The 22,010-nt window shown below is 64.2% G+C and carries 21 protein-coding genes; 11 read left to right on the top strand and 10 right to left on the bottom strand.

What is annotated here, in order from left to right; genetic code table 11:
• Nucleotides 1-15 precede the first annotated feature (15 nt).
• From JQ627_RS22205 to JQ627_RS22195, 3 genes are all read right to left on the bottom strand, one after another.
• The gene (locus JQ627_RS22205; RefSeq protein WP_212486271.1) at nt 16-2,208 is read right to left on the bottom strand and encodes an RNA degradosome polyphosphate kinase; all 2,193 of its coding nucleotides are present in this window, start codon (nt 2,206-2,208) and stop codon (nt 16-18) included.
• Between the two features lie 144 nt (nt 2,209-2,352).
• Complete coding sequence (locus JQ627_RS22200) at nt 2,353-3,030, bottom strand: DnaA ATPase domain-containing protein (protein ID WP_212486270.1); 678 nt, start codon at nt 3,028-3,030, stop codon at nt 2,353-2,355.
• 112 nt (nt 3,031-3,142) lie between these two features.
• The gene (locus tag JQ627_RS22195) at nt 3,143-3,685 is read right to left on the bottom strand and encodes a CDP-alcohol phosphatidyltransferase family protein (RefSeq protein WP_212486269.1); all 543 of its coding nucleotides are present in this window, start codon (nt 3,683-3,685) and stop codon (nt 3,143-3,145) included.
• A 156-nt stretch (nt 3,686-3,841) separates the two neighbouring features.
• Between JQ627_RS22195 and purM the strand changes: the two genes are divergently transcribed.
• Nucleotides 3,842-4,915, top strand: coding sequence for a phosphoribosylformylglycinamidine cyclo-ligase (purM, locus tag JQ627_RS22190; protein WP_212486268.1), 1,074 nt, complete (start codon nt 3,842-3,844; stop codon nt 4,913-4,915).
• Nucleotides 4,915-5,568: a phosphoribosylglycinamide formyltransferase gene (gene purN, locus JQ627_RS22185; protein WP_212486267.1), complete on the top strand. Its 654-nt coding sequence runs from the start codon at nt 4,915-4,917 to the stop codon at nt 5,566-5,568. Before purM ends, purN begins: the two co-directional genes overlap by 1 nt.
• Before the next feature lie 94 nt (nt 5,569-5,662).
• On the opposite strand, the gene JQ627_RS22180 is transcribed toward purN, so the two are convergent.
• Nucleotides 5,663-5,869, bottom strand: a complete 207-nt coding sequence (locus JQ627_RS22180; RefSeq protein WP_007591938.1) for a cold-shock protein — start codon at nt 5,867-5,869, stop codon at nt 5,663-5,665.
• A gap of 372 nt (nt 5,870-6,241) precedes the next feature.
• On the opposite strand from JQ627_RS22180, the gene JQ627_RS22175 reads away from it, so the two are divergent.
• A complete protein-coding gene (locus JQ627_RS22175) occupies nt 6,242-7,396 on the top strand; it encodes an autotransporter outer membrane beta-barrel domain-containing protein (protein WP_212486266.1) in 1,155 nt (384 codons plus the stop codon).
• Nucleotides 7,397-7,490: 94 nt separating this feature from the next.
• Here the strand turns inward: JQ627_RS22175 and JQ627_RS22170 are convergent, their stop codons facing one another.
• Nucleotides 7,491-8,531, bottom strand: a complete 1,041-nt coding sequence (locus JQ627_RS22170; RefSeq protein WP_212486265.1) for a LysR family transcriptional regulator — start codon at nt 8,529-8,531, stop codon at nt 7,491-7,493.
• Nucleotides 8,532-8,602: 71 nt separating this feature from the next.
• Between JQ627_RS22170 and JQ627_RS22165 the strand changes: the two genes are divergently transcribed.
• From JQ627_RS22165 to JQ627_RS22150, 4 genes are read left to right on the top strand one after another with little or no spacing between them, the layout of a single operon-like run.
• The gene (locus JQ627_RS22165; protein ID WP_212486264.1) at nt 8,603-9,220 is read left to right on the top strand and encodes a hypothetical protein; all 618 of its coding nucleotides are present in this window, start codon (nt 8,603-8,605) and stop codon (nt 9,218-9,220) included.
• A complete protein-coding gene (locus JQ627_RS22160; protein ID WP_212486263.1) occupies nt 9,207-9,827 on the top strand; it encodes a GNAT family N-acetyltransferase in 621 nt (206 codons plus the stop codon). Before JQ627_RS22165 ends, JQ627_RS22160 begins: the two co-directional genes overlap by 14 nt.
• A 24-nt stretch (nt 9,828-9,851) precedes the next feature.
• Nucleotides 9,852-10,418 (top strand): isochorismatase family protein, encoded by a 567-nt coding sequence (locus tag JQ627_RS22155; RefSeq protein WP_212486262.1) that lies wholly within the window; start codon nt 9,852-9,854, stop codon nt 10,416-10,418.
• A 34-nt stretch (nt 10,419-10,452) separates the two neighbouring features.
• Nucleotides 10,453-10,623 (top strand): hypothetical protein, encoded by a 171-nt coding sequence (locus JQ627_RS22150; RefSeq protein WP_212486261.1) that lies wholly within the window; start codon nt 10,453-10,455, stop codon nt 10,621-10,623.
• Nucleotides 10,624-10,653: 30 nt separating this feature from the next.
• On the opposite strand, the gene JQ627_RS22145 is transcribed toward JQ627_RS22150, so the two are convergent.
• Together JQ627_RS22145 and JQ627_RS22140 are read right to left on the bottom strand one after the other, a co-directional pair.
• The gene (locus tag JQ627_RS22145; RefSeq protein WP_312015799.1) at nt 10,654-12,246 is read right to left on the bottom strand and encodes an FAD-dependent monooxygenase; all 1,593 of its coding nucleotides are present in this window, start codon (nt 12,244-12,246) and stop codon (nt 10,654-10,656) included.
• 96 nt (nt 12,247-12,342) lie between these two features.
• A complete protein-coding gene (locus JQ627_RS22140; protein WP_212486260.1) occupies nt 12,343-13,101 on the bottom strand; it encodes an IclR family transcriptional regulator in 759 nt (252 codons plus the stop codon).
• 154 nt (nt 13,102-13,255) lie between these two features.
• Here JQ627_RS22140 and JQ627_RS22135 point away from each other — a divergent pair, with 154 nt between their 5' ends.
• Nucleotides 13,256-14,587 (top strand): MFS transporter, encoded by a 1,332-nt coding sequence (locus tag JQ627_RS22135; RefSeq protein WP_212486259.1) that lies wholly within the window; start codon nt 13,256-13,258, stop codon nt 14,585-14,587.
• A gap of 197 nt (nt 14,588-14,784) precedes the next feature.
• Complete coding sequence (locus JQ627_RS22130) at nt 14,785-16,167, top strand: aspartate aminotransferase family protein (RefSeq protein ID WP_212486258.1); 1,383 nt, start codon at nt 14,785-14,787, stop codon at nt 16,165-16,167.
• A gap of 209 nt (nt 16,168-16,376) precedes the next feature.
• Here the strand turns inward: JQ627_RS22130 and rnd are convergent, their stop codons facing one another.
• Entirely contained in the window at nt 16,377-17,525 is a 1,149-nt protein-coding gene (gene rnd, locus JQ627_RS22125; RefSeq protein ID WP_212486257.1) for a ribonuclease D, read from the bottom strand.
• A gap of 353 nt (nt 17,526-17,878) precedes the next feature.
• Nucleotides 17,879-18,778 (bottom strand): LysR family transcriptional regulator, encoded by a 900-nt coding sequence (locus tag JQ627_RS22120; protein ID WP_212486256.1) that lies wholly within the window; start codon nt 18,776-18,778, stop codon nt 17,879-17,881.
• Nucleotides 18,779-18,880: 102 nt separating this feature from the next.
• On the opposite strand from JQ627_RS22120, the gene JQ627_RS22115 reads away from it, so the two are divergent.
• Complete coding sequence (locus tag JQ627_RS22115) at nt 18,881-19,870, top strand: zinc-dependent alcohol dehydrogenase family protein (protein WP_212486255.1); 990 nt, start codon at nt 18,881-18,883, stop codon at nt 19,868-19,870.
• Between the two features lie 30 nt (nt 19,871-19,900).
• Here the strand turns inward: JQ627_RS22115 and JQ627_RS22110 are convergent, their stop codons facing one another.
• A complete protein-coding gene (locus JQ627_RS22110; protein WP_212486254.1) occupies nt 19,901-20,578 on the bottom strand; it encodes a FadR/GntR family transcriptional regulator in 678 nt (225 codons plus the stop codon).
• A 250-nt stretch (nt 20,579-20,828) separates the two neighbouring features.
• Between JQ627_RS22110 and JQ627_RS22105 the strand changes: the two genes are divergently transcribed.
• Nucleotides 20,829-21,968, top strand: a complete 1,140-nt coding sequence (locus tag JQ627_RS22105; protein ID WP_212486253.1) for an ABC transporter substrate-binding protein — start codon at nt 20,829-20,831, stop codon at nt 21,966-21,968.
• Nucleotides 21,969-22,010 lie beyond the last annotated feature (42 nt).

The raw sequence follows: 22,010 nt of genomic DNA, 5'->3' as shown, positions 1-22,010 counted from the left end.
GTCCTCGATCCCGGATCAGGATTGATGACGTTCATTACGGCGCGTGAGACGGCGCGGCGAGGATTCCTTGAGCGACTTTCCACGGCCAGATAGACTCGGATTTGTCATGAAGTAGTTGTGGACGTTGAAAGGCTCCTCGCCCTTCGCGGTCTTCATACGCGTCGAGGACCCGTCCGGCAACAATTGCCAGCTCTGCTCGTTGTCCTTCAGATTCGCGACCATGATCTGTTCGAGAACCTGCTGATGCACCGTGGGATTTTGCAGCGGACACAGCACCTCGACGCGGCGGTCGAGGTTGCGTGGCATCATGTCGGCCGAGGAGATATACACAGCCGCTTTGGCGCTCGGCAGGCCCTGGCCCATGCCGAAGCAGTAGATTCGGCCGTGTTCCAGGAAGCGCCCGATGATCGACTTGACGCGGATGTTCTCCGACAGGCCTGGAATGCCGGGCCTGAGGCAGCAGATGCCGCGCACGACGAGCTCGACCTGAACGCCGGCTTGTGAGGCCTCATAGAGCGCGTCGATGATGTCGGGGTCGACCAGCGCATTCATCTTCATCCAGACCGCGCCGGGTCGGCCATGCCGCGCATGCGCGGTCTCGCCCTGGATGTGCTCGATGATGCGCTTGCGCAAGGTCAGCGGCGATACCGCCATCTTTTCCAGATCGCTCGGCGCGGCATAACCGGTGATGAAGTTGAACACGCGCGCGGCGTCGCGGCCGATGGTCGGATCCGAGGTAAAGTAGGAGAGGTCGGTGTAGATGCGCGCGGTGACGGGGTGATAATTGCCGGTGCCGGTGTGGACGTAAGTGGTGAGGCCGCCGCCTTCGCGGCGCACCACCATCGAGAGCTTCGCGTGCGTCTTCAGTTCGAGGAAGCCGTAGACGACCTGCACGCCGGCGCGTTCGAGGTCGCGCGCCCAGCGGATGTTGGCCTCCTCGTCGAAGCGCGCCTTCAATTCGATCAGCGCGGTGACGGACTTGCCGGCTTCGGCGGCTTCCGCCAGCGTGCGTACGATCGGGGAGTTGTTGGAGGTGCGGTAGAGCGTCTGCTTGATCGCGACGACATCGGGATCGCGGGCGGCCTGCTGGAGGAACTGCACGACCACGTCGAACGATTCGTAGGGATGATGGACGACGAGGTCCTTCTGCCGGATCGCGGCGAAGATGTCGCCGCCATGCTCGCGCACGCGCTCGGGATGGCGCGGCACGTAAGGGGTGAATTCGAGATCGGGCCGGTCGAGGCGGGTGAGCTGCGAGAGCTCGTTCATGGCGAGCACGCCGTCGACCAGGAACACCTCGTCGTCGGCGGCCGACAGCGCGTGCTGCACGAAGTTGCGCAGCTCCTCCGGCATCTTGGCGTCGATCTCGAGCCGGATCACCGACCCGCGGCGGCGGCGTTTCAGTGCGGTCTCGAACAAGCGGACGAGGTCTTCGGCCTCTTCCTCGATTTCCAGCTCGGAGTCGCGGATGATACGGAAGGCGCCCTGGCCATGGAGATTGTAGCCGGGGAACAGGCGGTTGATGAACAGCCCGGTCGCCTGCTCGAGCGAGATCAGCCGGACGACCTTGCCCTCGGCCGGCAACCGGATGAAGCGGTCGATCTTGCCGGGCATGCGGATCAGCGCGTTCATCTGCTTGCCGTCGGCGGCGCGCGTCAGCTGGAGCGCGATGGTAAAGCCGAGGCTCGGAATGAACGGGAAGGGGTGAGCCGGGTCGATCGCGAGCGGGGTCAGCAGCGGGAACACGTTGTTGAGGAAGTAGTCCTCGATCCAGGTCCGCTCCGCCTTGGTGACGTCCTTGCCGTCGACCAGTGCGATGCCGACGTCGGCCAGCGTGCTGCGCAGGTCGCGCCAGATTGCCTGCTGGTCGGAGGCAAGCTGCGACACGGTGCGGTTGATCAGCGCGAGCTGCTCGGACGGCGTCAGGCCATCGGGGGCGCGCTCGGCAATGCCTTCGCGGACCTGGGCCTTGATGCCGGCGACGCGGACCATGAAGAATTCGTCGAGGTTATTCGCTGAAATCGACAGGAATCGCACCCGCTCCAGCATGGGGTGGCTGGGGTTGACCGCTTCCTCCAGAACGCGGCGGTTGAAATGCAGCCAGGAGAGCTCGCGATTGATGAAGCGCTCGGGGCTTGAAGCAATCGCCGGCAGGCTCTCGACCTCCGGAGTTTTCTCTTTAATTTCAACAGTTTGCGCAGAGTCCATCAGAAGTCGATCCATCCAGTTCGCCCCAATTTGCGAGTTATGCGCAAAACCGGCGGGAGCATGTGTTAGTCCGATGACGTTTCGATGACATTGATGTTCCGCCGCTGTGCGGCGTCAAGCGGCCTTGGAGCCAGAGCCGACAGGTCAGGCGTCCCGAAGCAGCTCGGCGGCCAGTGCCCGCGTGACGGGGCGACCGAGGCGCAGGGCCTCGCTGTCGAGCAGCTCCACGGCCTCCCGCGCGGCCGCCGAAGACCGCTCCAGGCGGGTGGCGAGGTAGCTGACCACGCTCTCGTCCACGGCGAGCTGGCGGTCGGCGCAGAATTTGACGATCAGGCCGCGGAAGAGCTGGTCGTCGGGCGGCAGCAGCGAGATCACGGGCACGGCGCGCAGCCGCGAGCGCAGGTCGCGCAGATCGATTTCGATCGATGCCGGTACCTCGCGGCCGGTGAGGAGCACGTGGGCGCCATCCTCGCGGGCGAGGTTCATCAGGTGGAACAGGGCGCGCTCGTCGAACTCTTTTGCCTTGAGGTCCTCGACCACCAGCGCACCCGTGGCCAGTGCGCCCGGGACTGTTTCGGCGGTCAAGCCATTGGCCACGGTCGAGCGGGCGCCTGAAGCCTCGGCCCAGATCGCGGCGAGATGGCTCTTGCCGCTGCCTTCCGGGCCGGCCAGCCACATGATCCGGTTCGGCCATTCCGGCCAGGCGTCGATGAGGGCAAGACCGGCTTCGTTGGCGGGGCCTTCGAGGAAATTGTCCCGGCTGAGGCTCTCCGCATGCGGAAGCGAGAACGCCAATTGTCGGGGATGAACGCGGCCTGCCACGCTTGCTTTGCTCCGTGCCGGCATGCCGGCTTCGTTTGAAGAGATTCGACTTGATCGAGCGGGAGTTGGCCTTTTGCGGGGCCGCCTCCCGGCTCATTTGGCCTCGATCGTGCTACTTGGCCTCGATCGTACTCATGTGCCGCAGCCACTCGACGAGATAGAGCGACACCGAAGAGAGCGTGAAGACCGTAACGAGGCCCATCAGGATGATATCATAAGGCGCTGGCTTGAAGCCGAAGGCGAGGGAGGCCAGCACCAGCGCCGCATAGGCCACCTGGGCGGCGGTGTTGAGCTTCGACACCTTCGACGGCTTCATCTCGACCGGCTTGTCGAACAGCCAGGACACGATCACGGCGGCGACGATCATGATGTCGCGCGAGACCACCAGGATCACGATCCAGCGGGGAATGTCGCCCCAGATGCCGAGCGACAGGTAGATCGAGACCAGCAGGGCCTTGTCGGCGAGCGGATCGAGCAGGGCGCCGAGCTCGCTGGTCATGTTGAAGCGCTTGGCAAGGAAGCCGTCGACCGCGTCGCTGATGCCGGCAATGAGGAAGACGGCGAACGCCACCTCCATTTGGCTCGACACGATGGCCCAGACGATGATTGGGACCAGCATGATGCGGCCCAGGGTAATGATATTCGGAATACTCACGCGGCGCTTCCTGGCACCCGGTCTGACCTCGAATCCGGCCCCCTTCGAGGCTGAACCGGTTGATATCTCTACATAGTATACGGAGGTGCGCCATGCGAGCCATTGCGCGTCCCCGGAATTCGACGTAACCAGCCGCAAACCCACTGGAAATCGGGCATGACCGACCGCAAAAACGGCCTCACTTACGCCGATTCAGGCGTCGATATCGACGCGGGCAACCGCCTGGTCGATCTGATCAAGCCGATGGTGCGCGCCACCGCACGGCCCGGCGCCGACGCCGAGATCGGCGGATTCGGCGGCCTGTTCGACCTCAAGGCGGCTGGTTTCAGGGATCCCGTCCTGGTCGCGGCCACCGACGGGGTCGGCACCAAGGTCAAGATCGCGATCGAGACCGGCCTGCATGGCGGGATCGGCATCGACCTCGTCGCCATGAGCGTCAACGACCTCGTCGTGCAGGGCGCCGAGCCGCTGTTCTTCCTCGACTATTTCGCCTGCGGCAAGCTCGACCCGGAGGCGACCGCGTCGATCGTTGCCGGTGTCGCCGAAGGGTGCCGCGAATCCGGCTGCGCTCTGATCGGGGGCGAGACCGCCGAGATGCCCGGCCTCTACAAGGACGGTGATTACGACCTCGGCGGCTTTGCCGTCGGCGCCGCCGAGCGCGGTACGTTGTTGCCGCGCAAGGACATTGCCGCGGGCGATGCCGTGATCGGGCTAGCCTCGTCTGGTGTGCACTCCAACGGCTTCTCGCTGGTGCGCAAGATCGTCGAGCAGTCCGGCCTCAGCTTCGAGGCGCCGGCGCCGTTCGCGCCCGTCATGACGCTCGGCGGCGCGTTGCTGACGCCGACGCGGCTCTACGTCAAATCCTGCCTGCGTGCGATCCGCGAGACCGGTGCGGTGAAGGGGCTTGCCCACATCACCGGCGGAGGTTTCACCGACAACATTCCGCGCGTGCTGCCAAACCATCTCGGCGTCGGCATCGACCTGGCGCGCCTGCCGGTGCTGCCGGTGTTCAAATGGCTGGCTGCCCAAGCCGGGATTGCCGAGCTCGAGATGCTGCGCACCTTCAACTGCGGCATCGGCATGATCGCGATCGTCGAGCCCGACAAGGTCGATCAAGTCGTGCAGGTCTTCAGCGAAGCCGGTGAGACGGTGGCGCAGCTCGGCACCGTGATCCCGGCCGAGGGCGAGCACCGCGTCGTCTATAACGGCCACCTCGACCTGGCGCTGTAATGAAGCGGCGCGTCGCCATCCTGATCTCCGGTCGCGGCTCCAACATGTCCGCGCTGATCAGGGCCGCCGCTGCGGCAGATTTTCCGGCGGAGATCTCGCTCGTGATCTCGAACAAGGCCGATGCGCTCGGCCTCGAACGCGCCAGGGCGAGCGGCGTCAACACGCTGGTGATCGAGAGCAAGCCGTTCGGCAAGGATCGCGCCGGCTTCGAAGAGGTACTGCAGGCAGCGCTTGACCAGCACGGCATCGAGCTGATTTGCCTCGGCGGCTTCATGCGCCTGTTCACGGCGGAGTTCACCAGAGCCTGGTACGGGCGGATGCTCAACATCCATCCCTCACTGCTGCCGTCGTTCCCTGGCCTCGACCCGCACGGCCAAGCCCTGCGCGCCGGCGTAAAACTGTCAGGCGCGACGGTGCACTTCGTGATCCCCGAGACCGATGCCGGCCCAATCGTGATGCAGGGCGCGGTGCCCGTGAGCGATCACGACACGGGAGATACGCTGTCGGAGCGCATTCTCGAAGTCGAGCACCGCATCTACCCCGAAGCGCTGCGGCTGCTTGCGACCGGCAAGGTCCGGATCGAGGGCGATGTGTGCAAGACGGCGGGCAGCGGGCCCTCGGAGAATTTCCTGGTTTCGCCGGTGGTGCGCTAGGGCGCCGCCGCACGGTGTTTCGTCTTCGCAAACAAAATCCCCCGGCAGAGCCGGGGGCATCGTCATGATCTCTCGCGCGAAGCTTTGAGAGAAATCAGGAGACCTTGAGGTTCTCCGCAGATGCTTTGCCGCGGTTCTCCACGAGGTCGTATTCAACCACCTGGTTCTCGTTGAGGGTTGAGAGTCCGGCACGCTCGACGGCCGAAATATGGACGAACACGTCCTTATCGCTGCCGTTCGGCTTGATGAACCCATAGCCCTTGGTCGGGTTGAACCATTTGACGGTGCCCTTTTGCGGCATCGGTCATCTCCTCCACTAGATACAAAAAAGACGCGGCCGCAGTTTCGCGTGCCACGCCACAAACGGGCTTCCGGAAGTCTGTTCGAGTCTCAATGTCGCGAAACGCACAGTCGAGCGGCCAATTCCGATTGTGTCCAATATTGCAACATGAAAATCGTGCGTTAGCAAGCCGCGTGCGAATTTCAAGACCGGGCCGGGTGTAGCCGTCCGCTAATTGCGACCTGTGGCAGGGGAACCACAATCGGGCAATAGCCTCGGCCATTGCGCGCCAACCGGTTGACCCTCCGTGGCAGTTCGGCACAAATCGCCGCACGCGCGCGCCATTCGTGTTGCATTTTTGCGCGGCGCCACTTTGCTTCGGGATTAGTCATCATGTGCTGCACCTCGCAGCTCTCCGCGACACGGCAGACGATTGGGCTGGACCGTGTCCGCCGGATCGCGGCTGCGTTCGTCATGGCGCTTGTACTCGTCGTGCTGATGTCGGCGACATCAGCCTTCGCGCAGACTCCGACGCCCACGCCGACCCCGACACCGGCACCCACGCCGTCCCCGACCCCGATGCCGACCGCGACCAATTACGACCAGTCGGCTGGCAACAGCGCGCTCAATCTTGGCTCGAATTTCCTGGAGCGGCTGGGCAACCAGGCGTCGGGCGGCGTCAACCGTGCGTTCCGAACCAATCCTGGCGGCGGCGGGGCGTCCGCGAGCACGGAAGACCCACGCTACCGCACCTGGTTCGAGGGCTACGGCATCTCGGTCCGGACCGATGCGCAGGGCGATTTCGTCGGCGACAAGCGCAAGACGTTTGGCGGCCTTGCAGGTTTTGGTGCGCGGGTCGCGCCGGGCGTCAATCTCGGCTTCTCCGTCGACCAGAGCCACACCGACATCGACGTGCCGCTGGCGCTCCAGTCGGCGACGCTCGACCTGACGCAAATCGGCTTCAACGGCTCGGTCGACAAGGGACCGTGGACCTGGGCCTTCGCGGTGGTGCACGGTTTCGGCAAGGTCCATTCCAGCCGGGACACCGGCTTTGGCTTCGCGACGGCGGGCTATCGTGCTGCAATCGATGGCGCGTTGACCGAGATCAGCTATTACTGGACCCAAGACCAGATGCGCATCGTGCCCAAGGGGGCGCTCGAATATGTGCGCGCCACCAGCGCCGCGTTCCAGGAGGCCGGAGGGCTCGATCCATTGAACGTCGGCTCCACTGCACTCTCACGCGCACGCGTGATGATCGGCGCGGAGATTGGGCGCTACTTCATCTACGACCAGAAGATCCTGGACCTGTCGGCCTACGGCAAGTTCGTCGACAATTTCTACCAGAACCTGGGATCGGTGCAGGTCAGCTTGGAAACCCAGAGCATCGTCGTTCCCGGCATCGGCGAGAGCCGTTACGGCATGGATGCCGGCGCCTCGGCTTCGCTCAGCCTGACCAGCACGGCGCGGCTCTACATCAACTATGACGGCAAGTTCCGCAATGAGCTGACGTCACACCAAGGAACGGCCGGCTTCGAATACCGGTGGTGAAGCGAGCACGATCCGGAAAACTGTGCAGCCATTTTCCCTCGCGACAAACGCGGGACGCGTTTGCGCGCGGATCATGCTCAAATAGCTGTCTGGCTCACGCCGGCGTCGCCGCGACATATCCCTTCAATCCAAAACCCTCGCGCGCAGCCGTCATCATCGGCACCAGCGCATTCGGATGGATGAACTCGTCGCGGAAGCAGGGATAGGTCTTGGCATCGAAGATCTTCTTCAGCCAGTCGACCACGATCTTGTGGCGCTCGGAGCCGCGGAATTCCTTGTGATAGGTGAGCCAGAGATCGGCGTGGTGGCTGACGCCGAGATCGACGGCAACGAGCGGTGCACCGAGCGCGATCGACACGGTCGGCAGGAAGCCGATGCCGGCGCCGCGCTCCACCGCATAGAGCACGCCGACCGAGGAGTTGGTCTTGATCCCGACGATGCCTTCGAGCGACTTCAGTCCAAGCACGCGGGCGTAGGCGCCGTCGTCGACCTGCGGCGCGCTCTGCTTGATGATGCGATGGTTCTTCAACTCGGCCAGGGACGCCGGCACGCCGTAGAGGCTCTCGTATTCCTTGGAGACGAAGGGATAGATGTGCAGGCGGCCGAGCTTGGCGACGATCAGGTCGGGATTGGTCGGCGGCTCGAGCTGGATCGCGATGTCGGATTCAAGCCGGGCGACGTCGGCCTGCTCCATCGCGCAGCGCAGGTCGACGGTGATCTTGCGATAGGTCTTCTGGAAATCGATCAGCCGCGGCAGGATCCAGAAATTGCCGGGGCCTTCCGTCACTGCGACACGCACGGTGCCCGCGGTGTCGTTCGACGATCGCGAAGCACGCCGGAAGACGTTGAAGGCATGACGCTCCATGTGCGCGACGTCGGCGATCATCGCGGTGCCTTCATCGCTGAGCGTCAGTCCACTCTGGTCGCGCAGGAACAGCTTGCAGTCGATGCTCTCTTCGAGCCGGTCGATCCTGCGCATCAGCGTGGTGGAGGTGAGTCCGAGTTCTTCGGCCGCGTTGCGGAAACTTTTATATTTTGCGCACGCTAAAAACAGTTTCAAATCGTCCCAGGACGCGTCCAGGGCTTCTTCACGGTGCTGCATCATAGCAGCACCCCGGTGCAATAACTGCTGCATACTCGTGGTCCCCAACCGCTAAGCTCGTCGTCATAGCGGGGCACTAAATCCTCCAACGATAGAGGGGCGACATGAGTATGGAAAGGGGCTGCTTTGCCGCAAGGCACGATTTCGACGGCTTGCCACTGAGTCCGGACGTCGATGTCCGTTGTGCGCAATCTTCCGAAATTGCCGCGCTTTCCGAAATGGCGCGCCGGCTGGTGCCGGGCGTGCAGATCGGAACGGCGGAGCTTACGAGATATTTCACGTTCGATCCCCAGAGCATCCTGACGTTCAGCCGCAAGGGCAATCTGCTCGGCGGCATGGCCTTCTTGTTCCTCAACGACCGCGGACACGATGCGCTGCTGCTCGACGAGATCTGCCTGACGGCACCCGAGACGCGCTATCTCGCTTCCGCGAAGGAAGACGTTGCTGCCATCTACATCTGGGCGATCGCGGCAACTGGCCGGGGCATCGCCGGTCTCGGCAAGGCCGCGGCTCATCTGCGTCAAGTAAGGTTTCGCGGCGCGGATTGCTATGCGCAGCCGTCAACCGTGGCCGGACGTGACATCATGAAGGCGACGGGGTTCGACCCCGTCCCGAGCTTCCAGCCCGATCTCTGGTGTTACGAGCGGCCCTGGCATCGGCGGCCGGTGCAGATGCCGGGCGCGATCATCCAAGCAAGGAGTTTTGCAGATGCACGGCACTAGGATTCCTCTCGCGAAGCCCGATTCCCGCGCCATCACCATCCGCCTCGCGCGCGATCCCGGCGATCTCATGCTGGTCACCGCCATTCGCTCCGCGGTCTATCTGGCCGAGCAGGATTGTCCGTTCGAGGAGGAGTTCGACGGCAACGACATGGTCGCCGCGCACTTCATCGGCTACGTCGGCAACGAGCCTGCGGGCTGCCTGCGGGTGCGCTTCTTTGGTGATTTCGCCAAGGTGGAGCGGCTCGCGGTGCGTCATCAATATCGGCGCTCGCGCGTCTCGTTCAAGTTGGTGCAGGCGAGCGTCGACTATGTGAAGCGCAAGGGCTTTCGCAAGATCTACGGCCAGGCGCAGGACCGGCTGGTCGATTTCTGGGCCCATTTCGGCGCCAAGCCGCTCGGTCACAACCGCAAGATTACCTTCTCGGATTTCTCCTACACGGAAATGCTGTTGGAGATCGAGCCGGGGCCGGACGCCATCACGCTGGACAGCGATCCCTATGTGATCATCCGTCCCGAAGGCGATTGGGACCGGCCCGGCGTGCTCGACGCGTCGGCGGGGCGGGCGGTGACCTCGCCGCTGCGGGACCTCGCACTCGCCGACCACTGAACCGGTGCAGCTTCGTGCAAGACAATGCTGGCTTCCATTACCGATGATGATCCGCCGATCCTGGTCTGTGCGGATCTCCAGGTTGAATATCTGACCCCCGGGCGTCGCCATGTCATTCTCGACGGCGAAGCCGCCACCGTGCGCTGCGTGGAACTCCTGACGCTGTGGCGCACCAATCTGTGGCCGGTAATGCATCTGAAGCGCATCGCCCAGGCGGCCTGGTTCAATCCGGCATCCAGGCTGACCGATTGGATCGCGGAGGCGAAGCCGCGGCCCGGTGAAATGACGTTCGAGCACCCGCTGCCGTCGGCCTACAGTTCCTCGCGGTTCGTGGATTACATGTCCAATATCCGCAATGTGCGCTGCATTCTGGTCGGCTTTTCCCTGGACGAAACCATCCTGGCCACCGCCGTCGACGGGTTTCACCGCAGCCATCGCTACCAGGTGGTCGGAGACGCCGTGGCCTGCCGGCAGGCGGGCGCGGGCGATGCCGCCGCTTACAAACAGTCGGTGGTGAACGTGATTGGGAATTTTGCTACAGTCCATGCCAGCGCCGAACTGATCAGAACCAGCGGCGCCATCGCGGTCTAGGCGGCCGTGGTCGGCGGATGGATGGGGTGGGACATTGTCACGGGGGGACGAGCTCAAGGAGCTGGCGAGCGATTTGTCGCGTGCCGTGGAGATGGCGCGCCGCGTCGGCTTGTCCACGACCGTCTATCTGCTCTCGATGGCGCTGGTGGAGGTGAAGGAAGCCGCTCGCGCTGCCGCCGAAGGAGATGACGACGGCGCGGCGTAGGGTTTCGGGCCTGCGGCGAAGGCGTTTCTCTCAGGATCGGCCGATGGCGCGCATCAGGATGTCGGATGCGTCATCAGCGCTGTCGCCGGCGTAGGCAACGAATTGATCGGGCCGCACCAGGATCAGCCGCGCCTCGTATTGCTCGCGGCCGCCCGATGCGGTGTCCCTGATCACCCTCAGCGGGATGGCAAGCCGCGCGGCGGCTTGCTCGAGAGCTGTAGCCGCGCCGTCGTCCGTCAGATCGATCAAGGTGAAGCCGTCGCCCAATTCCTCGAACACGTTTTTGCCTGACGACAGAGGTTGCGGCGTGAGATGATGACCTGCGCGCGCCGGATAGGCGTGCGAGCCGATCGCGCTGCAGACAGCGCCGGCCGGACCAAAGACGATTGGTGACCCCTCGTAATTTGGCTCGAAGGCGTTGACCTCGGCGCGCGCGCCGGAGTGCCGCTCGTGCCAGGCGGCCTCGAAATCCGCCCGATCGCGCGCCGGATCGTGCCGGCGAAGAAAATCGCGGTCGCGGAAGATCGGTGTCTCGATGAAATCGCGCGCGGTGGACGCAAACACCGGACGCCGCTCGGCATCGTAGCTGTCGAGCAGACCGGCTGGCGCCCAGCCTTGCAGCGTCGCGGCGAGCTTCCACGCCAGATTTGCGGCGTCCTCGAAGCCGGTGTTGATGCCATAGCCGCCGTAGGGCGGGTGGCTATGCGCGGCATCTCCGGCGACGAAGACGCGGCCTGCGCGGTAGCTGTCTGCGAGCGTGAAGCGAAGATCCCAGAATCCGATGTGCTCGAACTCGATGTCGAACTGTGCGCCGGCGGCATCGTGCAGCAAGCGTCGGAAATCGAAATTGTCGGCCGTTGTGTCGGCGGGAACGGGGGCATGGAAGAACCAGGTGCTGCCGAGATCGACCCGTCCGAAGAACTTCCAATAGCCCTCGAGGTCCGGGTGCAACACGCTGTAGAACGACTTGCCTGGAAAGGCCTCGAGCAGTCGATGCAATTCGACGGAGCGAAACACCAGCAGCACCATCAGCCGGTCATGGTCGGAGCGGGTCTGGGTGATGCCGGCGCGTTCGCGCACGATCGATCGGCTGCCATCGCAGCCGATCACGTAGTCGGCGCGAAGGCTCTGTGTCATCCCGTCGCGACTTTCGATGTCGAGGCTCACGCCCTCGGCGTCAGGCCGGACATCCCGGCAGGTCCAGCCGTATCGCAGGTCAATGGAGGGAAGCTGTGCCGCCCGTTGCCGCAACACGGCTTCGGTCGCGTATTGCGGCAGGCGTTCGTTGTCGGTGAAATAGAAGGGGCGGACGAGCTCGCGCTGCAGCCAGTTGTAATTGTAGCCGCTCAGCAGCGTCCCGTAGCTGGTCATTCCGCCGATGCCATAGTCGGGAGGAATGGTGCGGGCCGCGCGCAGCGCCGCCTCCGCGCTCCAGAAATGGAAATGCTCCATCGTCCGCTGCGTGAGATTCTGACCCTTGGGGATCGCCTGCGGCTGTTCGTGGCGTTCCACGACGATGGTCTTGATGCCGCGCTGGCCAAGGCCGATCCCCAGACCCATCCCGACGGGTCCGCCGCCGACGATCACGACGGGCGCGTCGCTATCCGCTGAACCCTGCCTCACAACGCTTCCCCACGATTGTCATCGCGCCACGCGCGATCGCTCGTCCTCATGAGACGTCGCAGGGGATATAGTCAAGTAAAATCTCATATGGTGAGATTATGATGTGGTGCCGTCTGTCGCGGCCTCGGAGATCCGCCGGGCCGCTTCGCGGACCTCCGCGCTGATGCGATCGATCAACTCGCCCTTGGCATGTGGTCCGGCGATCGTGATGCAAAGGCTCGCGATCGGGTAGCCCGCATCGAGGATCGGCGCGGCGATCCCGACCGCGCCCGGTGTCACTTCGCCAAAGGCAACGGCGACGCCGGCGCGCCGCACGCGTTTCAGCGCTGCCAGGATTTCGTCGGAAGTGTCGCCGACGCCGACGCTGCGCAGATCGGCGGCATAGCGCGTCACCAGTGGCATCACGCGCTGCTTGGGCAGAAAGGCCATGATCGAACGCGCGATTGCGCCGCGTCCCATCGCCATCGGTCGGCCGCGCGGATAGCTGCTCACGGGATTCACGACGGAAGCGATTGAAGCCACGCACAGCATCTTCTCGCCATACCAGCGCACGACCAGGGCCGTGCAGGGGTGCGCGGCCGACAGCCGCTCCAGGTGCGGGGTGGCTGCTGCGATCAGCGGATCGGAGCGCCGGCTGAGATAGTCCATCTCCACCACGCGCGGGCCAAGCGCGAACCGGCCGCCGCGCGTCGGCATCACGAAGCCGCTGTCCTTCAAGCTCTTGAGATAACGATACAGCGTCGGCCTCGTGTAGCCGAGCTCCTTCATCAGCTCTTCGGGCGACCATTGCGGCCGTGCCTCGGTGAAGAGATCGAGCACGGCAAGAACCCGATCCTGACTGTTTGCTTTGACCAAGTGAGATTCGATCCAGCTTCGCGTATTCGCCGTGATACCCGCATTCGCGCCGGCCGCAAAACGGCGGCACGGCGGTGGCTTGCCTTCGTCATAATCTCACTATAAGAGATTTTAGGAAGAACAATAGTGCAAGAGCTGCCGGGGAGGGTTGGGCATGGCCGTCACAGCTACGGACGAGATCGTGTCGGGCACGGTCGACGTTCCCGGCTATGTCGATCGTCAACCGGTCGGTGCCTTTCAGATCCGGGTTCTGCTCGTCTGCGCCGCAGTGCTGTTCATCGACGGCTTCGACACCCAGGCGATCGGTTATGTCGCGCCTGCAGTCGCGCAGGAATGGAAGCTGGCGCGTGGCAGCCTCGGTCCGGTGTTCAGCGCGGGGCTGCTGGGTCTCATGATCGGCGCCCTGATCTTCGGTCCGATGGCCGACAGGATCGGTCGCCGCCGCATCATCCTCGCAAGCACGCTGGTGTTCGGCATCGGGACTCTGCTCACCGTGTTCGCGGCGGATACGACATGGCTGATCGCGTTGCGCGTTCTGACCGGTCTTGGTCTCGGCGGTGCAATGCCCAATGCGATTGCGCTGACCTCCGAATTCAGCCCGCATCGCCGCCGCGCCACCATGGTCATGATCATGTTCGCGGGCTTTTCGATCGGTGCGGCCCTGGGCGGGCTGCTGGCAGCCGCCATGATCCCGGCTTTCGGCTGGCGCTCGGTGTTCCTCGTCGGCGGCCTCGTGCCGCTGCTGCTTCTGGCTTTCCTCTTCAAGGCGTTGCCGGAGTCGATCCGGTTCCTGGCGATGATGGGCGGCCGCGACCGCGAGGTGGCGAACCTCCTGCAAAAGATTGCCCCGGGGGTATCCTTCGCCGGCAATGCCAAATTCGTGGTCCGGGAGCCGAAATTGTCGGGATTGCCCGTCGCGCATTTGTTTGCGGAGGGCCGCGCATCGGTGACGGTTCTGCTCTGGGTCGTGTTCTTCATGAGCCTGCTCGACCTGTATCTCCTGTCGAACTGGCTGCCCACTGTGCTCAACGATCTCGGCGTGTCGGTTTCGGGCGCGGCCGCGATTGGTGCGATGCTCCAGGTCGGCGGCGTAGTCGGCACGTTCACGCTCGGCCAGTTCATCGACCGCTTCTCGTTTCGCGCGTTGTCGCTGACTTATCTCGTGGCGGCGGTCGCGGTTGCGGCCGTCGGCATGGCCAGCCATTCGATCGTCCTGGTCACGATCGCGATTTTCGCGTCGGGATTTTGCATCGTCGGGGGACAGATCGCCTCGAACGCGCTGACGGCGACCTTCTATCCGACGGCAATCAGGTCGACGGGCGTGGGCTGGGCGCTGGGCATTGGCCGCATCGGCTCGATCGTGGGGCCTCTGATCGGCGGCGTGATGCTGGCCCGCGACATGGGACCGCAACTGCTGTTTGGCGCTGCGGCCGTCCCGGCATTGATCGCCGCGGCGGCGGCCTTCGTGCTGGCGCGGCGAGGCTAGCCGAGGCGATATATCTTGTGCCGAAGTGCCAGCGCAGCTTTCCTGCAACGCTCGTGTGCGCTTGTTGCCAACGAAATGACGTTGCAAGTTGCGGCGTGCCGCAATAGCCAAGATGTCGACGTTTTCTTTGGACAAGCTCGTCGTTTGGACAGGTCTGCGTCATGACCTCCAATGACGCACTGTTGAGGAATCCCGCAATGTCCATGCTGCCCAATTCGCAAGAGGCCCGGGATGTGGCCTACCAGCTCCATTCCTACACCAACGCGCGCGCGCATCAGCAGGCCGGTCCGCTGGTGATCGAGCGCGGCGAGGGCCCTTACGTGTTCGACGCGTCGGGCAAGCGCTATTTCGAGGCCATGGCCGGCCTGTGGAGCGTCGGACTCGGCTTCAACGAGAAGCGGCTGGTCGAGGCGGCGCACAAGCAGATGCTGGCGCTGCCGTTCTACCATACGTTCTCCGCCAAATCGCACGGGCCCTCGATCGACCTCGCCGAGAAGCTGGTGGCGCTCGCGCCGGTGCCGATGAGCAAGGTGTTTTTCACCAATTCCGGCTCCGAGGCGAACGACACTGTCCTCAAGCTGATCGCCTATCGCTCCAATTCGCTTGGCCAGCCGCAGCGCAAGAAGATTATCAGCCGGATGCGCGCCTATCACGGCGTCACCATTGCATCGGCAAGCCTCACCGGCCTGCCGAACAACCATCGCTCGTTCGACCTGCCGCTGCCCAACATCCTGCACACGGGCTCGCCGCATTTCTACAAGGACGGCGCGCCCGGCGAGAGCGAGGAGGCTTTCGCGACGCGGCGGGCCGAGGAGCTCGACGCGCTGATCCAGAAGGAGGGGCCGGATACGATCGCGGCCTTCTTCGGCGAGCCGGTGATGGGGGCGGGCGGCGTCGTCGTGCCGCCAGCAACCTATTGGGACAAGATCCAGGCCGTCCTGAAGAAGTACGACATCCTGCTGGTCGCAGACGAGGTCATCTGCGGCTTCGGCCGCACCGGCAAGATGTTCGGCTGCGAGACCTACGGCATCAAGCCGGACGTGATGGTGGTCTCCAAGCAGATCACCTCGAGCTATTTCCCGCTGTCGGCGATCATCCTGAACGATCGCATGTTCGAGCCGATCGCGGACGAGAGCAACAAGATCGGCGTGCTCGGCCATGGTTTCACCGCGGGCGGCCATCCCGTCGGCTCGGCCATTGCGCTGGAGAACCTCAAGATCATCGAGGAGCGCGGCCTGGTCGCGCACGCCGCCGAGCTCGGCGGCTATATGCAGGGCAAGCTGCGCGAGCTCACCAGCCATCCGCTGGTCGGCGAGGTCCGCGGCGTCGGCATGATCGCGGCGATCGAGCTCGTGATCGACAAGGAGCGCAAGACGGCCGCCAGCACGCCCGGCGCCGTCGGCGGTATCGCCAGCCGCATGCTCCAGGAGCGTGGCGTGATCTCGCGCAACATGCTGGATGCCATCGCCATCTGCCCGCCGCTGATCGTCACCAAGGCTCAGATCGACGAGCTGGTCGCGGCGATCACCGGGGTGCTGAATGACATGAAGCCGGAAGTCGCGAAGCTGACGCCGGCGTAAGGTCTCTCTTCGTCATTGCGATGACGATCTGGAAGCAGCTAGCCCAAATCCAACACCGTCACCCTGAGGTGCTCGCCTCTTCGGCGAGCCTCGAAGGGCGACGGCCCGGCGCTCTCGGAGCGGCAGCAGTGGGGCCGCTTATCCTTCGAGGCTCGGCGCGCGATGCTTCGCACCGCGCGCCTCGCACCTCAGGATGACGGTTGAGCCAATTACGCCCGCTGAACCCCGACCACTCGGCCTTTCTCGATTGCCAGCGCCAGCTCGCCGCGCTTCAGTTTCAGCGCGGCATCGCCGAACAGCTCGCGGCGCCAGCCGCGCAAGGCCGGGACGTCGGCTTCGTCGTCGGCTGCGATCTCTTCGAGATCGTCGACGGTGGCGATCACCTTGCTCGCGACCGCGTGGCGCTCGGCCGTCATGCGCAGCAGGACCTTCAGCAGCTCGACGATCGCCGCGCCATTGTTGTTGTTGCGCGGCTTCTCCAACTTCGGCAGCGCCGAGAAATCCCGCGCCAGCCCGCGCTCGACCGCGGCGACGATGTCCGCGCCCCATTTGGACTTCTCAAAGCCCTTCGGCACCGAGCGCAGATGGGCGAGCTTCTCCAGCGTGTTCGGCGCGTGGGTGGCGATGTCGCTGATGGCTTCATCCCGCAGCACGCGGCCGCGCGGCACGTCGCGGCTCTGCGCCTCCTGTTCGCGCCAGGCCGCGACCTCCATAAGGACCGCGAGGTCCTTCGGCTTGCGCACCCGCGTCTTGAGCCGTTCCCAGGCGCGCTCGGGGTGGAAATCGTAGGTCCTGGGCGAGGTCAGGACCTCCATCTCGATCGAGACCCATTCGCTGCGGCGCCGCTTCTTGAGGTCGGCATCGAGCGCTGCGAACACGTCGCGCAAATGCGTGACGTCGGACACCGCGTAGTGCATCTGCTCCTTGGTCAGCGGCCGGCGCGACCAGTCGGTGAAGCGGTGGGTCTTGTCCGGGCGGTGGCCCGTGACCTTCTCGACCAGCGCGTCATAGGCGATGCTGTCGCCATAGCCGAGCACCATGGCGGCGACCTGGGTGTCGAACACCGGGTGCGGGATGATGTTGGCCTGGTGCCAGATGATCTCGATGTCCTGGCGGGCGGCATGGAATACCTTCAGCACGCTCTCGTTGCCCATCAGCTCGAAGAACGGCTTGAGGTCGATGCCCTCGGCCAGGGTGTCGATGACGATGGCTTCCTCGGCGCTGGCCATCTGCACCACGCACAGCAGCGGGTAATAGGTGGTTTCGCGCAGGAACTCGGTATCGACGGTAATAACAGGGTGCTTGGCCAACCGGCTGCAGGCAGCCGCAAGGTCAGCAGTGGTGGTAATCAAATCCATGAACGGCCCATGACGAGATCATCAGCCGTTCTGCCGAAAGCACTGTGATGTCAAGGGGCTTGGAGCGAATTCGAGCCTTGCATTTGGACCGGAATCGCCCGGAGCGGTCGAAATTCCTATTCGTAGCGGATCCGGTGCGAGGATTTGCGGGCGCAGGGCAACGCCACCACGACCACGCACATGGCGACCAGCGCCAGCCCCAGGAACTCGAAAACCAACAGATCCACGGCGAAATCTCCAGAAACATTGATAGATTTGTCGGGGGTACGTTGAGGGTCTGTTAATTCTCGTGGTTACCGGCGGCCGGACGGGCCGAATGGTGGACGGGGAGTTAATGGAGGCGGGGCCGCCCTTCACGTCATCAGCTTCGGCAAGGCGGCGGCCAGGGTGTCCACGGCGGCGCGGACCTTTGGCGTGATGCGGGGCGAACGGGGCCACAGCGCGTGGCAGTCGTAGTGGAATTCCGGTTGACCACCGAGGAGACCGACCAACGCGCCGCTGTCGAGGCGCTCGCGGACCAGCCAATAGGGTAGCCAGGCGAGACCCATGCCGTGCACGGCGGCATCAGCGATTGCCTCCATATCGTCGATCCTCAGCCTGCCCGACGGCATGATCTCGCGCTGCCGTTGGCCCTCTTGCGGAAACAGCCACGGCCGGACGCGCCCGGAGCGGCGGTAGATGATCGCCTGGTGCCCGGCGAGATCGTCGAGCGTCTTCGGCTTGCCATTGGCTCGCATGTACGAGCGCGCGCCACACACCACCATGCGCTGGCTTGCGATGCGCCGCGCGGTCAGGCCGGACCGGTCGTCGAGATCGCCGGTCCGGATCGCAAGATCGTAGCCCGCCTCGATGATGTCAGCGATCGGATCGCCGAAGGAGAGATCTAGCTCGAGACGCGGATGTTTGCGCGCGAGCTTCATCAATAACGGGGCAATGCAGTGCCGTCCCAGCAGGGCAGGCATAGTCACGCGCAGCCTGCCACGCGGCTCCGAGAGTTCGTCGGACGCGACGGCGTCGGCGGCTTCGGCCTCGCTCAGCACGGCACGGCAGCGCTCGTAATAGGCCTGGCCTGCTTCAGTCAGGCTCTGGCGCCGTGTGGTGCGGTTGAGGAGGCGGACGCCGAGGCGCTCTTCGAGGAAGCGTACATGCTTGCCGACCATCGGCCCCGACATCTCCAGGGCGTCGGCGGCAGCGGCGAAGGAGCCGAGATCGACCGCCCGGACGAATACGGCCATGCTGGTCAGGCGGTCCATGATTGAAAACTCCTGGTTTCGACTGTTCGCTTGTCTGGGCGATTTATCCGCTTCCGTGGGATCGGCATAGCTCCATTCGGTTCAACTGTTTTGGAGTATTCCATGGCCCGCGCCGTTCGCTTTCATCGTCATGGCGGTCCCGAAGTGCTGGGCATCGAGACCGTCGACGTTCCGCCGCCGGGAAAGGGGGAAGTGCAGATCCGGGTCAGGGCGCTCGGTCTCAATCGTGCGGAAGCGCTGTTGCGGAGGGGCACGTATATCGAGACCGCGACATTGCCGTCCGGCCTCGGTCTGGAGGCGGCAGGTCTCATTGAGGTCGTCGGCGAAGGCGTAGCCGGCTTTGCGCCGGGAGACGCTGTTAGCATTGTGCCGCCGCTATCGATGGTGCGATGGCCCGCCTATGCCGAGCTCGCGACGTTTCCGGCCGAACTCATCGTCAAGCATCCGCCCGAGTTCGGCTTCGAGGCGGCAGCTGCGGTGTGGATGCAGTATCTGACGGCCTATGGCGCGCTGGTCGAGGTCGCCGGACTCTCGCGAGGGGACATCATCGCCATCACGGCCGCATCCAGCAGTGTGGGGCTTGCCGCCATCCAGATCGCGAACCGGATCGGAGCTGTCCCGGTCGCGCTGACGCGAACCTCGACCAAGCGGGGCGCCTTGCGCGATGCCGGCGCCGCCCACGTGATCGCCTCGGACGAGGAGGACATCGGCGCGCGGCTGGCGGAGATCGCCGGTGCAACCGGCGTTCGGGTGGTGCTGGACGCGGTCGGCGGTCCCGCATTCGAACCGCTGACCGCGGCGATGTCGCCGGGCGGGATCCTGATCGAGTACGGCGGACTGAGTCCCGAGCCGACGCCGTTTCCGCTTTTCAACGTGCTCGGCAAGAGCCTGGTCCTGCGCGGCTACCTCGTGCACGAGATCACAGGCGATCGCGCGCGCCTTGAGCGGGCCAAGGCGTTCATCCTCGATGGGCTCGCGGACGGCAGCCTGAAGCCGGTGATCGCTAGAACGTTCCCGTTCGAGGAGATCGTCGAGGCGCACCGCTTCCTGGAGTCGAACAATCAGTTCGGCAAAATCGTGGTGACGATCTAACCGCGCGGCGCGTGGCTCACGTCGCGGCGATCAGCCCCCCTCGAATATTCTCTTGCGGGCATTTTCGACATGCGTGCGCATGGCGCGGCGGGCGCCGTCCTCGTCTTGTGCCTCGATGGCCTCGAACACGCGGCGATGCTCCTGCTGCCCCCTGAGAATGCGACCGCGCGGCTGAATGAGCGACAGGTTGCGGTTGAGATTGACGCCAATGGCGATCTGCTCCCTCAACGACGTCAGCGTCTCGACAAAGAACCGGTTGCCGCTCGCCTCCGCGATCGTGCGGTGGAAGAGGAGATCTTCCTCGACACCGAGGCCACCCTCGCGCCCCTGGGCGACCATCGTATCCAGCCTGGTCAGGACCTGCTGAATGCGGCGCAGGCTTTGCCTGTCCCGGTTGCGTGCGGCGAGGGCCGCGGCATCGCCCTCGACGGCCATCCGGAACACGAAGCAGCGCTGGATGTCGGGGATGCTACTGATGGGCGCGAAGTCGAAGGCATTGGCGGCCGGGCGCCGCGTCACGAACCAGCCCGCACCCTGGCGTGATGCGATCAGCCCGTCGTCGCGCAATCGCGTCAGCGCCTCGCGAACGACGGGCCGTGAAACGCCGAGGAGTTCGGCAAGGCCATTCTCGGGCGGTAGCCGGCAGTTCACGGGAAGGATGCCGATCGCGATCTGACCCAGCACGTGGTCGTAGATCCGGTCGCTCAATCGTCCCGTCGAGGACGAGAGCGGCAACTCCGCGGATTTCATCGCAGGCTTCTTCAAGTCCGGCTCCGCCCGGTTTTGCGTTCGGCTTCCAAACAAGTTTTTGACATTTCAGTTCGTGCACGAGCGCTGCGGCCGGCAGTTTGAAACAGCTGCAGAACAGACGGCTTGACAACCAGCGAAGATTTCGTCGATGCTTGCCTTACAAATAAATAACAAGTTGCGCAAAAAATAAAGCGCTTGGGAGGCGAGAATGAAAACGAGGTCGGCAACCCCAATGGTCGCGGCCCTGGTGGGGGCGTGTCTTTGCAGCGGAGCCCTGGCCGCTCCGATCAGTCTTTCGATCATCGATACCGGCGGTGACCTGGCCTCGGTGCAGACCATCATCGAGAACTACAAGAAGGCGAATCCGGACAAGGTGAGCGAGATCAAGATCCAGCGCGCGCCGGCGCCGGAGCTTCCGGCCAAGATCAAGGCGCAGCAGGATGCCGGACGCCTCGATATCAATCTGGTGCTGACCGGGCAGGATGGCGGCGCGCTGCTGGCCCAGAACGGCCAGCTCATCGCCATCCCCGATTATCAGAAGACGTTTCCGCGCGATGGTCTCACCGACGCGGGCAAGGCGCTTTACGACGAGGGCAAAGGCGTCCTCATTCCGTCAGTCGGCAATGCCGGTGGACCGGTGCTGATCTACAATCCGGCGAAGGTGCCGAGCCCGCCGAAGACCGCGCAGGAATTGCTGACCTGGGTGAAGGCGAACCCGGGCAAATTCATGTATGCGCGTCCGGCGAACAGCGGGCCGGGCCGCGCGATCCTCCAGGGCTTTGCCTTCATTCTCGGGGATTCAAAGCCGCTCGACCCCGAAAAGGGCTGGGACAAGAGCTGGGATTTCCTGAAAGAGCTCGGCAAGTCCGTCGAATATTATCCGACCGGTACTGCGATCACGTTGAAGGAGTTCGCGCAGGGGCAGCGCTGGATGATCGCCGGGATCATGGAATGGGACATGAAGCCGCGCGCGCAGAGCGTGATTCCGCCGGACTCGAAGATCGCAATCTTGGAGAACACCACGTTCGTGGTGGACGGCCACTATTGGTGCATCCCGAAGGGCGTGCCGCAGGAACAGGTCGATGTCATCGTCGACCTCATGAAGTTCATGTGGAAGCCGGAGCAGCAGGCGCTCACCTGGAAGGCCTTCATCGGGCCGGTCGTGAAGGCCGCAGCCTTGGCATCGGCGCCCAAGGACATCCAGGACGAGGTGAAGGAGTTCTGGCGTCCTGAATACGATCAGATCGGGACCAAATGGAAAGTATCGCCTCCGCTGGGCGTGACCGAGCTGAGCTACGCGATGGAACGGTGGGACCGTGAGGTAGGCGCCGATCAGGTCAAGAAATAACAATAACCGGGACCAAGACGCGAGGGCGCGCAGGTGCGGCCC

It is taken from the genome of Bradyrhizobium liaoningense, from assembly GCF_018130785.1.
GTDB classification, from domain to species: domain Bacteria; phylum Pseudomonadota; class Alphaproteobacteria; order Rhizobiales; family Xanthobacteraceae; genus Bradyrhizobium; species Bradyrhizobium liaoningense_A.
Note: the sequence above shows the minus strand (reverse complement) of the source record. Positions and strands in the feature narration are given on the sequence as shown.

Excerpts from the sequence above, each read along its gene's own strand:
- JQ627_RS22205 (WP_212486271.1), bottom strand. The coding sequence starts at position 2,208 with ATGGACTCTGCGCAAACTGTTGAAATTAAAGAGAAAACTCCGGAGGTC.
- purM (WP_212486268.1), top strand. The coding sequence starts at position 3,842 with ATGACCGACCGCAAAAACGGCCTCACTTACGCCGATTCAGGCGTCGAT.
- purN (WP_212486267.1), top strand. The coding sequence starts at position 4,915 with ATGAAGCGGCGCGTCGCCATCCTGATCTCCGGTCGCGGCTCCAACATG.
- JQ627_RS22180 (WP_007591938.1), bottom strand. The coding sequence starts at position 5,869 with ATGCCGCAAAAGGGCACCGTCAAATGGTTCAACCCGACCAAGGGCTAT.
- JQ627_RS22175 (WP_212486266.1), top strand. The coding sequence starts at position 6,242 with ATGTGCTGCACCTCGCAGCTCTCCGCGACACGGCAGACGATTGGGCTG.
- JQ627_RS22170 (WP_212486265.1), bottom strand. The coding sequence starts at position 8,531 with ATGCAGCAGTTATTGCACCGGGGTGCTGCTATGATGCAGCACCGTGAA.
- JQ627_RS22165 (WP_212486264.1), top strand. The coding sequence starts at position 8,603 with ATGAGTATGGAAAGGGGCTGCTTTGCCGCAAGGCACGATTTCGACGGC.
- JQ627_RS22160 (WP_212486263.1), top strand. The coding sequence starts at position 9,207 with ATGCACGGCACTAGGATTCCTCTCGCGAAGCCCGATTCCCGCGCCATC.
- JQ627_RS22155 (WP_212486262.1), top strand. The coding sequence starts at position 9,852 with ATGCTGGCTTCCATTACCGATGATGATCCGCCGATCCTGGTCTGTGCG.
- JQ627_RS22135 (WP_212486259.1), top strand. The coding sequence starts at position 13,256 with ATGGCCGTCACAGCTACGGACGAGATCGTGTCGGGCACGGTCGACGTT.
- JQ627_RS22130 (WP_212486258.1), top strand. The coding sequence starts at position 14,785 with ATGTCCATGCTGCCCAATTCGCAAGAGGCCCGGGATGTGGCCTACCAG.
- rnd (WP_212486257.1), bottom strand. The coding sequence starts at position 17,525 with ATGGATTTGATTACCACCACTGCTGACCTTGCGGCTGCCTGCAGCCGG.
- JQ627_RS22120 (WP_212486256.1), bottom strand. The coding sequence starts at position 18,778 with ATGGACCGCCTGACCAGCATGGCCGTATTCGTCCGGGCGGTCGATCTC.
- JQ627_RS22115 (WP_212486255.1), top strand. The coding sequence starts at position 18,881 with ATGGCCCGCGCCGTTCGCTTTCATCGTCATGGCGGTCCCGAAGTGCTG.
- JQ627_RS22105 (WP_212486253.1), top strand. The coding sequence starts at position 20,829 with ATGAAAACGAGGTCGGCAACCCCAATGGTCGCGGCCCTGGTGGGGGCG.